We start from the raw sequence: 14,937 nt of genomic DNA on the forward strand, positions 1-14,937 counted from the left end.
TGCAGCATGCGCGGCTTTCGCACGTTCGGGGAAGCACGATCGCCCGAGTAGCATGGTGTCGTGGTAACGCGTCTATCAAACTACTTCGTCCGCACGCTCAGAGAAGATCCCGCAGACGCGGAGGTCGCCAGTCACCGGCTTCTTGTCCGGGCAGGGTACATTCGCCGCCAGGCACCGGGAATCTTCGCGTGGCTTCCGCTCGGTCTCCGCGTCAAGGCGCGCATCGAGAAGATCGTGCGTGAGGAGATGGACGCAGCTGGCGCCTTCGAAGTGCACTTTCCCGCTCTCATGCCTCGAGAGCCATACGAGGTATCCGGGCGCTGGGAGGAGTACGGGGAGAACCTGTTCCGGCTCGCGGATCGCAAGGGTGCCGATATGCTCTTGGCACCGACGCACGAAGAGGCGTTCACGCTGCTCGTGAAGGATCTTTACTCGTCGTACAAGGATCTGCCGCTGACCATCTACCAGATTCAGGACAAATACCGCGACGAGGCGCGCCCGCGCGCGGGGCTTCTGCGCGGCCGCGAGTTCACCATGAAGGATGCGTACTCGTTCGACGCATCGGATGAGGGCCTCGACGCGAGCTATGAGCGACAGCGCGACGCCTACGAACGGATCTTCACACGGCTCGGCCTCGACTACGTCATCGTGAAGGCCGACGCCGGAGCGATGGGCGGGTCGAAGAGCGAAGAGTTCCTGCATCCGACTGTTGTGGGCGAAGACACTTTCGTGCGCACCGCGGGCGGGTACGCGGCGAACGTCGAGGCGTATGAGACGCCTCGCGCCGAACCGCTGCCTGTCGACGGCCAGCCTGCGGCCCTGGTCTTCGACTCTCCGAATACGCCGACGATCGCCACACTCGTCGATCTTCTGAATGCTGAGCACCCGAGAGACGACGGCCGCGAGTGGAATGCGTCTGACACGCTCAAGAACGTCGTGCTCGCCCTCAAGCACCTCGACGGCACGCGCGAACTCGTCGTCGTCGCGGTACCGGGCGACCGCGATGTCGACATGAAGCGCGTCGAGGTGGCATTTGCGCCGAGCGACGTCGAAGCAGCGACCGACGAGGATTTTGCAGCGCATCCCGCGCTCGTGCGCGGATACATCGGTCCGTGGTCTGCCGAGGGCGCGGTTCTGGGCGAGGCATCGACGAGCCGCATCCGCTATTTCGCCGATCCGCGCATCGTCGAGGGCACGGCGTGGGTGACCGGCGCCAACGCTTCGGAGCAGCACGTGCTCGGCCTCGTCGCCGGACGTGACTTCACGGCTGACGCGGTCATCGAGGCGGCGAACATCGAAGCGGGCGACCCTGCGCCCGATGGCTCGGGCCCCGTGCAGATCGATCGCGGAACTGAGATCGGGCACGTCTTCCAGCTCGGCCGCAAGTACGCCGAGGCTCTCGGACTCCAGGTTCTCGACGAGAACGGCAAGCTCGTCACCGTCACCATGGGGTCGTACGGAATCGGCATCACGCGAGCCCTTGCGCTCATCGCCGAGCTCAACAACGACGAGAAGGGGCTCTGCTGGCCCGCCGAGATCGCGCCGTTCGACGTGCACATCGTCGCGACGGGCAAAGACGCGGCGGTCTTCGATGCCGCGGCAGGCATTGCGGCAGAGCTCGAGGATGCCGCGCTCGACGTTCTCTACGATGACCGCCCGAAGGTGTCGCCCGGGGTGAAGTTCGGCGACGCCGAGCTCATCGGGGTTCCCGCGATCGTCATCGCCGGGCGCGGCGTCGCCGACGGGCTCGTCGAGCTGTGGGACCGTCGGTCCGGGGAGCGAACCCAGGTGCCGATCGCGGAGGTCGCTTCTCGCATCGCCGCCCGTCGCTGAGGCACCCGTCGTGCGCCCTGCGCACGGTGAGGTGACGAATAACGCCACCGTCGGGTAGCCTTAGAGTTCGGCCGGGCGCCGCACCTTCAGCCCGTGCCACATCTGAATAGGGAGGCTCTCTGGTGGACATCGATCTGAGCGTGTTGAAGTTGATGGAGCGGGAGAAAGAGATCCCCTTCGATGAACTGATCCACATCATCGAGCAGGCCATTCTGACCGCCTACCTCAAGAACGAGGCGCAGCACGGCAATGAAGACGCCGTCGGCCGCGTCGAGCTCGACCGCAAGACCGGGCACGTGTCGGTGCTGATTCCCGAACGCGACGAAGACGGCAATCTCATCGGCGAGTCCGAGACGATGCCAGAAGACTTCGGCCGGATCGCCGCGTTCGCTGCCAAGCAAGTGATCAACCAGCGGCTGCGCGACATCGCCGATGACGCTGTCCTCGGCGAGTTCAAGGGGCGCGAGGGCGACATCGTTGCGGGAGTCGTGCAGCAGGGGCCGAACCCGAGAATGATCCACGTCGACCTCGGCGCCGTCGAGGCGGTCCTCCCGCCTGAAGAGCAGGTGCCCGGTGAGGACTACGCGCACGGACGCCGCATCCGCGTATACGTGACGAGCGTTGCGAAGGGGCTCAAAGGTCCGCAGATCACGGTTTCGCGTACGCACCCGGCGCTCGTCAAGAAGCTGTTCGTTCTTGAGGTTCCGGAGATCGCGTCGGGACTCGTCGAGATCGTGTCGCTCGCTCGCGAAGCGGGACACCGCACGAAGATCGCGGTGCTGGCCAAGGACCCGACGATCAACGCAAAGGGAGCCTGCATCGGCGAGCTCGGCCGTCGCGTTCGCGCCGTGACCGAAGAGCTCGGCGACGAGAAGATCGACATTGTCGACTACTCGAGCGACCTGCCGACGTTCGTCGCGAACGCTCTCTCGCCCGCGCGCGTGTCATCGTCGTTCGTGCTCGACGCCGAGACCAAGGCCGTTCGCGCTCTTGTGCCCGATTACCAGCTGTCCCTCGCCATCGGCAAGGAAGGGCAGAACGCGCGGCTCGCCGCAAAGCTCACGGGCGCGAAGATCGATATTCAGCCGGATTCGATTCTCGACGACGAGTGATCGCCGCTGGCCAGCATGAGTGTCAGCTGGTCGGGCGACCGCGCGGGGAGTGTAAGATGGAACCCGTGAGAACGTGCATCGGATGCCGTATGCGCGCCGACCGGTCTTCTTTGTTGAGGGTCGTTGCCCGGGATTCCGAGCTCGTTGTCGATGAGATGGCGTCGCTTCCCGGCAGAGGGGCGTGGCTGCATCCGACCGTCGCGTGTTGCGAGCAGGCGTTGAAGAGACGAGCCTTCGGGCGAGCACTTCGCGTGAGTTCGGCACTGGACACGCAAACACTAGAGAACAGGCTGAATGGCTAATGGACAACTAATGAGCGGCTCGAAATGAGACCCGTCCGTAACTAACGGTCTGCCCTGTCTGGGCAGGCCCAGACAGGAGAGAAGTGGCTGCAAAACCACGCGTACACGAGATCGCATCTGAGTTCTCGGTAGACAGCAAGGTTGCCCTCGCGAAGCTCAAAGAACTGGGCGAATTCGTGAAGGGACCCTCGTCGAGCATCGAACCTCCGGTTGCACGCAAGCTTCGTGCGGCCCTTGAGGCTGACGGTGCGAAGCCCGCGGCAGACGAGAAGAAGGACTCCGGAAAGTCGGCGTCGCCCGCAAAGCCGGGAAAGCCGGCTCCGAAGGCTCCGAAGGCTGATACGTCAGAGAAGGCCGAGAAGGAGGCGCCGGCAGCGTCGGCTCCCGACGACGGCGTGTCTGACACCCCGGCGCCCGGCGGCGAGAAGACGTCTGCTCCGCGACCCGGTCCTGCACCCAAGCCGGGTCAGGGACGTTCGCAGGGCGCGCCGCGCCCGGGCAACAACCCGTATTCAAGCGCCCAGGGCATGGGTCAGCGCCCGCAGGGTGCGCCGCGTCCGGGCAACAACCCGTACTCGAGTTCGCAGGGCATGGGCCAGCGCCCGACTCCTGCGAACATTCCGCGTCCTCCCAAGCCCCAGGCTCCCCGCCCCGGCGCGCCTCGCCCGGGCGCCCCGCGTCCCGGCGGAGCCGGTCGTGGTCGTCCCGGCGGCGGCGGTGGCGGTCCGCGCCAGGGCGGTTTCCAGCGCCCAGGCGGCGGCGGTGGCGGCGGCTTCCAGCGTCCGGGTGGAGGTGCTCCCGGTAGCTTCCAGCGCCCGGGTGGCGGCTTCGGCGGTCGCCCAGGCGGCGGCCGCGGTCGCGGTGGCGGTACCGCTGGAGCATTCGGTCGCGGTGGCGGTCGTGCCAAGTCCCGCAAGTCGAAGCGGGCGAAGAGGCAAGAATTCGAAATGAGGCAGGCGCCGTCGATCGGCGGCGTGAACGTTCCTCGTGGCGACGGAAACACTGTGCTTCGCCTGCGTCGCGGTGCCTCGATCGGTGACTTCGCCGACAAGATCGATGCGAGTCCCGGCGATCTCGTGACCGTGCTGTTCCACCTTGGTGAGATGGCGACGGCAACCGAGTCGCTCGACGAGGGAACGTTCGAGATCCTCGGCGACGAGCTCGGCTACAAGATCCAGATGGTCTCGCCCGAAGACGAGGACCGCGAGCTTCTCGAGGGCTTCGATATCGATCTTGACGCTGAACTCGATGCCGAAGACGATGAAGACCTCATGCCGCGGCCCCCGGTGGTCACCGTCATGGGACACGTCGACCACGGTAAGACGCGCTTGCTCGACGCCATGCGTCACGCGAACGTCGTCGAGGGAGAAGCCGGCGGCATCACGCAGCACATCGGTGCCTACCAGGTTCACACCGAGCACGAAGGCGCTGAACGCGCCATCACCTTCATCGACACTCCGGGTCACGAAGCCTTCACGGCGATGCGTGCTCGAGGCGCCCAGGTGACCGACATCGCCATCCTCGTGGTCGCGGCCGACGACGGCATCATGCCGCAGACGATCGAGGCGCTGAACCACGCGAAGGCAGCGAATGTGCCGATCGTCGTGGCCGTGAACAAGATCGATAAGGAAGAGGCAAACCCGCAGAAGGTGCGCCAGCAGCTCACCGAGTACGATCTGGTCGCCGAGGAATACGGCGGCGATGTGATGTTCGTCGACGTGTCGGCGCGAAACAACATCGGCATCCAGGACCTGCTCGACGCCGTGCTTCTGACGGCCGACGCCGGACTTGACCTGCGGGCCAACCCGGACAAGATCGCTCGAGGTGTCGCGATCGAGGCGAAGCTCGACAAGGGCCGCGGCTCGGTTGCAACCGTGCTGATCCAGTCGGGAACCCTGCACATCGGTGACGCCATCGTCGCAGGCACTGCGTACGGTCGCGTCCGCGCCATGATCGACGAGACGGGTGCCAGCCTCGACGAGGCCGGTCCCTCGCGCCCCGTACAGGTACAGGGCCTCTCGACTGTCCCGCGCGCCGGCGACACGTTCCTCGTGACGGAGGAGGACCGCACAGCTCGCCAGATCGCTGAGAAGCGTGAGGCGGCGGAGCGCAATGCCCAGCTGGCGAAGGCGCGCAAGCGGATCAGCCTTGAGGACTTCACCCGCGCTCTCGAAGAGGGCAAGGTCGAGTCGCTCAACCTCATTATCAAGGGTGACGTCTCCGGTGCCGTCGAGGCGCTCGAGGAGTCGCTGCTCAAGATCGAGGTCGACGAGAGCGTTCAGCTGCGCATCATCCACCGCGGTGTCGGAGCCATTACAGAATCCGACGTCAACCTGGCGACGATCGACGACGCAATCATCCTCGGCTTCAACGTGCGTCCCGATGCGAAGGCTCGCGATCGTGCAGCCCGCGAGGGTGTGGACATCCGGTTCTACTCGGTCATCTACAACGCGCTCGAAGATGTCGAGTCGAGCCTCAAGGGACTCCTCAAGCCGGAGTACGAAGAGGTTCAGTCGGGTGTCGCCGAGATCCGCGAGGTGTTCCGCTCCTCGAAGTTCGGCAACATCGCCGGAGTCATCGTCCGTTCGGGAACGATCACGCGCAACGCGAAGGCGCGCGTTATCCGCGACGGAGTCGTACTGGCCGACGGGCTCGCCATCGAGTCGCTCCGCCGGTTCAAGGACGATGTCACCGAGGTGCGCACCGACTTCGAAGCCGGAATCGGACTGGGCAAGTTCAACGACATCCAGATCGGCGATGAGATCGAGACCACGGAGCTGGTCGAGAAGCCTCGCGCCTAACCGTCAGGATCGAGCGAGGCGGCCCGGCGCGGACACTGTCCGGCCGGGCCGCGTTGCTCACAACACAAGGAGAGCACCATGGGCGAGAACCCGAGGGCACGACGACTTGCCGACAGGATCAAGCAGATCATCGCGACGCGCCTCGACAAGGGGCTGCGCGATCCCCGACTCGGTTTCGTCACGATCACCGACGTGCGCGTGACGGGAGACCTGCAGCACGCGAGCATCTTCTACACGGTGTACGGAACCGACGACGAGCGCGCAGACTCCGGCAAGGCGCTGGAAGCGGCCAAGGGGATGCTGCGCAGCGAAGTCGGACGCAACATCACGGCCCGCATCACTCCGAGCTTGGAGTTCATCGCCGACGCGATCCCCGAGAATGCCCAGCACATCGAGGATCTGCTTCGCGAAGCGCGGGAACGCGACACACGCGTCGCCGATCTCGCGGCATCCTCCGCCTATGCGGGAGACGAAGATCCCTACGTCAAGCCTCGAGACGACGAGGACGACGACCAGAGCTGATCGCCCCCTGGAGAGTCGATAACGATTCGCCGCCCGACGGCCGGCGCGAACCTACAATGGCCGCACGGGGGATGGGGGAACACATGCTCGCGGGTTCGAGAATCAGACGCGGAGTCCTGTGCGCTGCGGCGGCATCGGCAGTTGTGCTTGCGCTGACCGCGTGCACACGCGCGGCACCGGAGACGACACCGCACACGGGAGAAACGCAGACGACAGCGCCGTCACAGGAAACACCGGCGAACGGGGACTGGGCGATCGGCGAGTCGGCGATCGGCCCCTTCGAAATAGGGATGCGGTATGCCGACGCGCTGACGACCCCTGACGCCGAGGTCACCGAACTGTGCGAGGGCGTCGCTCAGATCGACGTGCCTGGCAGCCCCGACGTGACGATGTGGGCGAAAGCATCCGAATTCGACCCGGCGAGCACGCTCTCCGAGATCTCGATCTCGGTCTCTCCCGACACGACCCGTGCAGCGGAGGACGGACCGATGACCGAGAAGGGAATCGGTCTCGGAGCGACCGTCGACGAGCTCACGAGCGCGTACGCGGATGCGCGAGAGCTCGACGATACGGGTGTTCCCGGTCGCTCGATGTATTACGTTCAGGCCGACGGCGGAGGAATCATCTTTACAACCGGGGAAGGCGCCGACACGATCTGGCAGATCTCCGTGACGACGGGAGAGGTGCCGTCGTACGAGCCGTGCGCCTGATTCACGGCAGGGCGTAGCCGCCGTCGCGAGCGACAGCGAGCCCATCGGCGAGCAGACCGGCAAGTGCGCGGTCACGCCGATCGTCGTCGCTCCACACCCTGCCGATCTCCGCGCTCGTGACGGGAACGTCAGACGCACGCAACTCCGCCATGATGAGCCCCCGTACGTGACGATCGCTTCCCTCATATCGCTTCTGCACAGGCTTGCGGGGTCCCGTATACGCGGGCCGTCCCTCCGCAAACCACCGGCACTGCAGACGAATCGGGCACTCAGCGCAGCGCGGGGCCCGTGCCGTGCAGATGACGGCGCCGAGTTCCATCGCCGCGGCGTTGAAGACACGTGCTTCGCCGTCATCATACGGAAGCAGGGCAGACATGTCGGCGAGGTCGCGGGTGGCAGATGGGGGAGCGGGCTCGCCAGAACCGTGTACGGCGCGAGCGATGACTCGTCGGGTATTGGTGTCGACGACAGGGTGCCGCGCGCCCCAGGCGAAGACAGCGACAGCTCGCGCCGTGTAGTCCCCGACACCCGTGAGCGAGAGCAGGTCGTCGACCTCCGAGGGCACCGTTCCCGCGTGAATCTCGGTGATCTGCTCAGCTGCGCGGTGAAGCCAGAGCGCCCGTCGCGGGTAGCCGAGGTTCGCCCACTCGCGCACGGCCTCACCCGGCGGCTCTGCCGCGAGATCCCCCGGCGTCGGCCATCGCTTGAGCCAGCGTTCGAGACGCGGTATCACTCGCACCACCGGGGTCTGCTGCAGCATGAACTCGCTCACGAGTATGCCCCAGGCGCCGAACCCCTCGCGTCTCCACGGCAGATCGCGGGCGTTCTCGCGATACCACGCGTTGACGCGAGAGGCGAGAGGATGCTGTGTCACCGCTCCAGCCTATGCGGGTAGGCTCGAATGCATGACAACTGCCCGCGCTCAGCTGGTGCGGACGGCGCCTCCGTCACGCGCAACCCTCGATCGGACCAGGGAGGGAGAGCGCTGATGGCAACGTCCCCCAGCGGGCTGCTTCTCATTGACAAACCAGCAGGACACACGAGCCATGACGTTGTCGCTCGCACCAGGCGGCTTGCCGGTACTCGCAAGGTCGGCCACGCGGGGACGCTCGACCCGATGGCGACGGGATTGCTCATTCTCGGTCTCGAGTCATCGACACGCTTGCTCACCTATGTCGTCGGGTGCGACAAGGAGTACACCGCGACGATTCGCCTTGGGCAATCGAGCTCGACCGACGACGCCGAGGGCGAGCTGTCGGCAGCCGCGTCAGCGGACGACCTTCGCGGCGTCGATCAGCGCAGCATCGAGCAGCGGATGCGTGAGCTCACAGGGGAGATCGAGCAGGTCCCGTCGACGGTGAGCGCGATCAAGGTCGACGGTAAACGCGCCTACGCTCGCGCCCGTGCCGGAGAGCATGTCGAGCTCGCGGCGCGCCAGGTAACGGTCTCCGAATTCGAACTCGATGCGCTGCGTCGCACGAACGAGCACGTCGACGTCGACGTGCGCGTCGCCTGCTCGAGCGGAACCTACGTTCGAGCGCTCGCGCGCGACATCGGCGCGGCACTCGGCGTCGGAGGTCACCTCACCCGCTTGCGGCGCACGAGGATCGGACCGTTCTCGGTGAGGGATGCCGCAGCGCTTGACGGCCTCGTGGTCGCCGATCGCATCATCGCGCCCGCCGACGCCGCGCGATCGCTGTTTCCGACCGTGAACCTCGACGACGCGCGCGCTCGCGCCCTCGGGCACGGTCAGCGTATCGATCCAGAGGGTTTTCCAGCTGCTGATGGCCCGATTGCGGCGATCGCGCAGCACAACCGGCTGATCGGTCTGGTCGAGGTTCGTGGCAGCACGGCCCGCAGCCTCGTGAACTTCCCCGATGACGAGCGGAACCCGTTATGATCCTCGGCTTCACCGTCGTGCAGGTGGCCGTTGCCGGTCTCGCCGCCGTGCTCTGCATCGTCCTCGGGCTCGCGGGTCGTGTGCCCAACGACCTGACTATGGGTGCTGTTGCTCTCATCGAGATTCTGTTGATCGCGCAACTTGTCACAGCTCTCGTCGCGCCGGCCGTGGGCAACTCATCGTCGGGCAGTCTTCTCGAGTTCTACACCTATCTCGTGAGTGCCCTGCTGATACCTCCGGCGGCCGCCTTCTGGGCGCTCATCGACAGGTCCCGCTGGGCGACGGTGATTCTCGGTGCCGGGTGCCTCACGGTCGCCATCATGGTGTATCGAATGCAGCAGATCTGGGGCTCCTGAACCGCGGGTAGAATCGACAGGTCATGTCTCCCTCCTCCACGAGCCTTACGCACGGCACGCGCCGCACGGCCATGCCCGGCGTCGGGCGAGCCCTTGTCGCTGTCTACGCTGTCCTCGCCCTCGCCGCGACAGGCAGGTCCTTCGTGCAGATCGCATCGAAGTTCTCTGAGGCGCCTCTGGCCTATGTGCTCTCGGCGCTCTCCGCCGTCGTCTACATCGTTGCCACCATTGCGCTCGTCAAGCGGTCGCCCGTGTGGCACAGAGTCGCGTGGGCGACGATCACGTTCGAACTGATCGGCGTGCTCGTGATCGGCACGCTCAGTCTTGTCGAGCCGGCGTGGTTTCCGCACGACACCGTATGGAGCGTCTTCGGACGCGGATATCTGTTCATTCCGCTTGTCCTGCCCGTACTCGGAATGATCTGGCTGCGATCCCGGCCGCGTGAGGAGGACGCACGATGATCATCTTCCACGGCCCAGACGAGGTTCCGGCAGATTTCGGGCCGAGCGCCGTGACGATCGGCAAGTTCGATGGAGTGCATGCGGGTCACCGCGCGATCGTCGCGCAGCTGCGGGAGATCGCCGCCGAACGTCATCTGGCGAGTGTCGTCGTGACGTTCGATCGCAATCCGCTCTCGGTGGTCGCGCCGCAGGTCTGCCCAGACCCGCTCGTCAGCCTCGAGCAGAAGCTCGATCTTCTTGCCGGCACCGGTGTCGACGCGTGTCTCGTGCTGAGGTTCGACGCCGAACGCTCTGCTCAGCCGGCCGAGGAGTTCGTGAGCGAGCTGCTCGTGGCTGCGTTGCACACCGAGGCTGTCTTCGTCGGCGAGGACTTCCGGTTCGGGCACAAAGGGCGCGGTGACGTCGAGCTGCTGCGCACGATGGCTCCGAGCCACGGATTCGACGTGTTGAGCATCTCCGACGTCGCACCGTTCGGAGACCGCCGCGTGTCGTCGACGTGGGTGCGCGAACTTCTGACGTCCGGCGACGTCGCGACGGCTGCGAAGCTCCTCGGCAGGCCGCACTCTGTGCGCGGAGTGGTCGTGCACGGCGCCAAGCGCGGTCGAGAGCTGGGCTTCCCGACGGCGAATCTCTCTCCCGACGTACAAGGACTGATCCCCGCCGACGGCGTGTATGCCGGCCGAATGTTTGTCGACGGCGACTGGCATGCCGCCGCAGTGTCCGTAGGCAACAATCCCACGTTCGACGGTGTCGCGCAGCGTCAGGTCGAGGCGCACTTGCTCGATCAAGAACGCGATCTCTATGATCGTGTCGTCGACGTCGATTTCGTCGAGCGCATTCGCGGAATGGTCGCGTTCGACGGCATCGAACCGCTCATCGCCCAGATGCGCGACGACGTCGCGAGAGCGCGCACGATCCTCAGCTGATCAGGCAAAACCCGGTGACGGTGAGCCGGGCTTGAGGGGAGCGACCACGCGCACGGGTCGCGTCGACGGATCGATCGACCGTCGCCCCGCGAGGTAGAGGATGATGCTCTCGGCGGTTCCGTCGATCTGCTGATCACCTCGCCCGACGGACCAGCCGGCATCGGATGCTGTCAGAACGCGGTGCCGCAGGAGCGTTCGGACGTCTCGTGCGGCAGTGTGACGCGCGAGGTTCGCGACGACGAGCGTCGACTCGTCGTCGAAACGCAATCGAAGGCCCACCGGATGCGCGGCATCGTATCCGTGAACGATCGTCTCGAGCAGTCTCGCCGACGAGCCGTGCTGGTCGCCCGTGCTGAACCGCCGCGAGGCGAGGGTGAGATCGTCGACGAGCTCTCCCGTCGTCCGCTTCTGCGCGAGTGACCGGGCAATGTCCGCCATCGCGTTCGCCGGATTCAGGTGCCGTCCCGCGAGGCTCGCCATCGCGATGTCTTCGAACATGACGCGAGTCGGCGCCGAGACGCGCCACAAGAGGTGGGACGCGGCATCCTTGACACTCCATCCCGTGCACAGCGATGGGGCGCGCCACTGCTCGTCGGTCAATGACGCGAGGCCGTCTCGTACGACGGTGAGAGCGCGCCCGACTGCCTCGTCCGTGTCTCGAGTGGTCATGTCTCCAGAGTAAGCTGATTTGGTGTCGGGTGAGCATCGGAATCTGTGGTCGGGCAGATCGCTGGCGCTCATCGGTCTCGTGCTGTTCACGGTGAACCTTCGTACTGCCGTTGCGGCGCTGTCGCCTGTGTACGACGTCATTGATGCCGAGCTGCAGGGGGGCGCTTTCGGTCTCGGACTCCTGGGAATGCTCCCGCCCCTCTGCTTTGCGGTGTTCGGGCTGATCACGCCATCGCTCGCGCGGCGATTCGCTCTTGAAGAACTGCTCGTGGGCGCTCTCGCCGTCATGCTCGCGGGACATCTTCTGCGCGGGTTCGCGTGGAGCTTCGGCTCGCTGCTGTTCGGCAGCATCCTCTGTTTTGCCGCGATCGGAGCGGGAAACGTCATTGTCCCGGCCATCGTCAAGAAGTATTTCTCGGATCGCATCGGCCAGATGACGGCCGTGTACACGACGGTCATGTCCATCGCCACCTTCGTGCCGCCGCTCGTCGCCGTGCCGATGGCCCGCGCGGTGTCGTGGCAGTTCTCGCTCGGCATGTGGGGACTGCTCGTCGTGTTCGCCATCGTGCCGTGGGGTGTGCAGAGCGTGCTCAATCGCCGGGCCGTGCGCGGCGATCCGGGCATCGCAGAGCTGAAAGACCGTGCGGCCAAGAGAATCGCGCGTTCCCGGACTGCGTGGGCGCTGACACTGACGTTCGCGGCATCGTCATCTGTTGCTTACACGTCGTTCGCGTGGCTTCCGCAGATTCTCACGGACGTCGCCGATGTCAGTCCCGCGGCGGGGGGAGCGCTTCTGAGCCTCTTCGGCTTCTTCGGCCTGCCCGCGGCGATCGTCATGCCGCCGCTGGCAACCCGTGTGAAACGTCCGGCGGTTCTCGTGTGGCTTGGAGCGGTGTTCATTCTCGCTGGCGTGATCGGGCTCCTCACCGCACCGCACGCCGTCACGTGGCTCTGGGTGTCGCTGCTCGGCTCTGGCCCCCTGCTCTTTCCGCTCGCGCTCACTCTGATCAATCTGCGCTCTCGCACGCAGCAGACGGTCATCGCGGTCAGCGGGTTCGTGCAGGGGAGCGGCTACATCATCGCGGCGGCTTTTCCACTGCTCGTCGGGGCGCTGCATGAGCTGAGCGGCGGGTGGACGCTGCCGCTGATCGTTCTCGGACTGGTGGCGCTTCCCACTCTGTGGGCCGGGCGCGTCATCGGCGCGCGCCGCATGATCGACGACGAGACTGCCGCCTAGCCAGCGAACGCGCAGCAGCCGCCGTCGCTGTGCTCATATGAGCATGAGTGGCTACGAGTGTTGATGTGAGCACGTGTGCTGTCTACGCTGAATGCGGGAGGAGACCGCTATGCCCCGTACTGACACAGCCGACGACGAGCTCCTCTCGATCCGTGCGGCCGAGCTCTACTACGACGAAGGAAAGACTCAAGACGAAGTAGGCGCGATTCTCGGGCTCACCCGCTGGAAGGTCGGGCGTCTGCTCGCCGCGGCTCGAGAGAACGGCTACATTCGCATCGAGATCGTGCATCCGAGGGCGCGCAAGCTCTCACTCGAGCGCCAGCTGCGAGAGCAGCACGGGCTCACGGATGCTGTCGTCGTGCCGGTCGCCGGGGCGCGAAGCGATGCCGAACTCCGTGAGCGAGTCGCACAAGGTGCTGCAGACTACCTCGCGGCGCTCCGTCCCGTGCCGCGCACGCTCGGCATCAGCTGGGGACGAACGCTGCACGACGTCGCGAACGTTCTGAATGAGCACTGGGCGATCGGAGTGAACGTCGTGCAGGTCAACGGCGGCGTGAGCGTGAACCAGCGCGCAGGAACGGCGGCGGCGACGGCCGTTGAGATCGCACGAAAAGCATCGGGCGAGGCGACGCTGCTCCCGAGTCCGGCGATTCTCGAGCGCGTCGAGACGAAGACCAGCATCGAGAACGACCGTACTGTTGCAGCGGTTCTCGACGAAGCAGCCGACGCGGCAGCGTACCTGTTCAGCGCCGGTCCTGCCGATCACAGCTCCGCGCACATTCAGAGCGGATATCTCTCAACGGGCGATATGGACGAACTCGTGCGCCGCGGGGCCGTCGGCGACGTGTGGGGCCGGTACATCAACGCCGAGGGAATGATCGTTGACCCGTCGCTCGATCAGCGGACGCTCGGCCTCGGCCTGACCGCGCTGCGCGAGGCGCAGACCGCGATCCTCGTTGTCTCTGGCGAATCCAAACACCCCGTGACCCGTGCCATTGTCAGAAACGGTCTCTGCTCAGCGCTCGTGACCGACGAAGCGACGGCCCGAGACCTCCTCAGCGAGACGATCGATCAATCCCGAAACGACAAGGACAGCCATGACTGACGAAACCGCGGTCGCGCCGCGTACGCGCGCGCTCGAGCTTTTCGACGGCCCCGTCAACGACGCGAGCCTTCGACGTTACCTCGAGGGAATCCCCGGCGTGGACGCCGTCGGTCTCGAACAGCGCGCTGCCTCACTTGGAACGCGTTCGATCAAGACAACCTCGAAAGCGCGGGCGATCGACACCATCATCTCGATGATCGACCTGACGACGCTTGAAGGTGCAGACACCCCGGGCAAGGTCCGATCGCTCGTGGGCAAGGCGCTCGTTCCCGACGCCACACACCCCGATTGCCCCCGTCCCGCCGCTGTGTGCGTCTACGGTGACATGGTCGGTGTCGCGATCGAGGCGCTCGGAGCCGCGCACGCGACGGTCAACGTCGCAGCGGTCGCCACTGCATTTCCGTCAGGGCGAGCCTCGCTGCGGGTCAAGCTGGCCGATACAGCGGATGCGGTTTCAGCCGGAGCCGATGAGATCGACATGGTCATTGACCGAGGTGCCTTTCTGAGCGGACGATACTCGCAGGTCTTTGACGAGATCGTCGCTGTCAAGCGCGCGTGCCGCCGAGACGACGGTTCATTCGCGCACCTCAAGGTCATCCTCGAAACCGGCGAGCTGAACACCTACGACAATGTTCGCCGCGCCTCCTGGCTCGCGATTCTCGCGGGAGCGGACTTCATCAAGACGTCGACGGGCAAGGTGTCTCCCGCGGCGACGCTTCCCGTGACGCTTCTGATGCTCGAAGTCGTGCGCGATTGGCACCGGCTGACGGGTGAGAAGGTCGGCGTGAAGCCCGCGGGCGGCATTCGCACATCGAAAGATGCCATCAAGTTTCTCGTGACGGTCGCGGAGACCTGCGGCGAGGAATGGCTGACGCCCGATCTGTTCCGATTCGGTGCGTCGAGCCTGCTGAACGACGTGCTGCTGCAACGGCAGAAACTTGCGACGGGTCATTACTCCGGTCCCGACTACGTCACGATCGATTGACTCGGAAAGGCGACAACA

15 protein-coding genes are annotated in these 14,937 nt (G+C 65.6%); 13 read left to right on the forward strand and 2 right to left on the reverse strand.

The features are described from left to right. The first annotated feature begins 60 nt into the window (after positions 1-60). The 6 genes from ATJ78_RS09475 to ATJ78_RS09500 all read left to right on the forward strand — a co-directional run bounded on the left by ATJ78_RS09475 (position 61) and on the right by ATJ78_RS09500 (position 7,280). Positions 61-1,833 carry a proline--tRNA ligase gene (locus tag ATJ78_RS09475; RefSeq protein WP_098407374.1) on the forward strand — a complete coding sequence of 591 codons (1,773 nt, stop codon included), beginning with the start codon at positions 61-63 and terminating at the stop codon, positions 1,831-1,833. 122 nt (positions 1,834-1,955) lie between these two features. Next, a complete protein-coding gene (gene nusA / locus ATJ78_RS09480) occupies positions 1,956-2,945 on the forward strand; it encodes a transcription termination factor NusA (RefSeq protein WP_098407375.1) in 990 nt (329 codons plus the stop codon). Positions 2,946-3,001: 56 nt separating this feature from the next. Further along, positions 3,002-3,247, forward strand: coding sequence for a YlxR family protein (locus ATJ78_RS09485; RefSeq protein ID WP_098409304.1), 246 nt, complete (start codon positions 3,002-3,004; stop codon positions 3,245-3,247). 83 nt (positions 3,248-3,330) lie between these two features. Next, entirely contained in the window at positions 3,331-6,048 is a 2,718-nt protein-coding gene (infB, locus tag ATJ78_RS09490; RefSeq protein ID WP_098407376.1) for a translation initiation factor IF-2, read from the forward strand. 78 nt (positions 6,049-6,126) lie between these two features. Next, positions 6,127-6,570, forward strand: coding sequence for a 30S ribosome-binding factor RbfA (rbfA, locus tag ATJ78_RS09495; RefSeq protein ID WP_098407377.1), 444 nt, complete (start codon positions 6,127-6,129; stop codon positions 6,568-6,570). A gap of 83 nt (positions 6,571-6,653) precedes the next feature. Further along, positions 6,654-7,280, forward strand: coding sequence for a hypothetical protein (locus ATJ78_RS09500; protein ID WP_098407378.1), 627 nt, complete (start codon positions 6,654-6,656; stop codon positions 7,278-7,280). Position 7,281: 1 nt separating this feature from the next. On the opposite strand, the gene ATJ78_RS09505 is transcribed toward ATJ78_RS09500, so the two are convergent. Further along, positions 7,282-8,154, reverse strand: a complete 873-nt coding sequence (locus tag ATJ78_RS09505; protein ID WP_211288453.1) for an HhH-GPD family protein — start codon at positions 8,152-8,154, stop codon at positions 7,282-7,284. A gap of 114 nt (positions 8,155-8,268) precedes the next feature. On the opposite strand from ATJ78_RS09505, the gene truB reads away from it, so the two are divergent. From truB to ATJ78_RS09525, 4 genes are read left to right on the forward strand one after another with little or no spacing between them, the layout of a single operon-like run. Then, positions 8,269-9,180 (forward strand): tRNA pseudouridine(55) synthase TruB, encoded by a 912-nt coding sequence (truB, locus tag ATJ78_RS09510; protein ID WP_098407379.1) that lies wholly within the window; start codon positions 8,269-8,271, stop codon positions 9,178-9,180. Then, a complete protein-coding gene (locus ATJ78_RS09515) occupies positions 9,177-9,536 on the forward strand; it encodes a hypothetical protein (RefSeq protein ID WP_098407380.1) in 360 nt (119 codons plus the stop codon). The genes truB and ATJ78_RS09515 overlap by 4 nt, the downstream gene beginning before the upstream one ends. Positions 9,537-9,559: 23 nt before the next feature. Next, positions 9,560-9,997 (forward strand): hypothetical protein, encoded by a 438-nt coding sequence (locus tag ATJ78_RS09520; protein ID WP_098407381.1) that lies wholly within the window; start codon positions 9,560-9,562, stop codon positions 9,995-9,997. Then, complete coding sequence (locus ATJ78_RS09525; protein ID WP_098407382.1) at positions 9,994-10,923, forward strand: bifunctional riboflavin kinase/FAD synthetase; 930 nt, start codon at positions 9,994-9,996, stop codon at positions 10,921-10,923. Before ATJ78_RS09520 ends, ATJ78_RS09525 begins: the two co-directional genes overlap by 4 nt. Here the strand turns inward: ATJ78_RS09525 and ATJ78_RS09530 are convergent, their stop codons facing one another. Beyond that, the gene (locus ATJ78_RS09530; RefSeq protein WP_169923434.1) at positions 10,924-11,592 is read right to left on the reverse strand and encodes a maleylpyruvate isomerase family mycothiol-dependent enzyme; all 669 of its coding nucleotides are present in this window, start codon (positions 11,590-11,592) and stop codon (positions 10,924-10,926) included. It lies immediately after the preceding gene. Between the two features lie 22 nt (positions 11,593-11,614). On the opposite strand from ATJ78_RS09530, the gene ATJ78_RS09535 reads away from it, so the two are divergent. From ATJ78_RS09535 to deoC, 3 genes are all read left to right on the forward strand, one after another. Beyond that, positions 11,615-12,829: an MFS transporter gene (locus tag ATJ78_RS09535; protein ID WP_245836272.1), complete on the forward strand. Its 1,215-nt coding sequence runs from the start codon at positions 11,615-11,617 to the stop codon at positions 12,827-12,829. A 109-nt stretch (positions 12,830-12,938) separates the two neighbouring features. Then, positions 12,939-13,934 carry a sugar-binding transcriptional regulator gene (locus ATJ78_RS09540; protein WP_098407384.1) on the forward strand — a complete coding sequence of 332 codons (996 nt, stop codon included), beginning with the start codon at positions 12,939-12,941 and terminating at the stop codon, positions 13,932-13,934. Continuing rightward, positions 13,927-14,919, forward strand: a complete 993-nt coding sequence (gene deoC / locus ATJ78_RS09545; RefSeq protein WP_098407385.1) for a deoxyribose-phosphate aldolase — start codon at positions 13,927-13,929, stop codon at positions 14,917-14,919. The genes ATJ78_RS09540 and deoC overlap by 8 nt, the downstream gene beginning before the upstream one ends. Positions 14,920-14,937 lie beyond the last annotated feature (18 nt).

Origin of the sequence: Paramicrobacterium agarici, from assembly GCF_002563955.1 — a bacterium.
Classification (GTDB): domain Bacteria; phylum Actinomycetota; class Actinomycetes; order Actinomycetales; family Microbacteriaceae; genus Paramicrobacterium; species Paramicrobacterium agarici.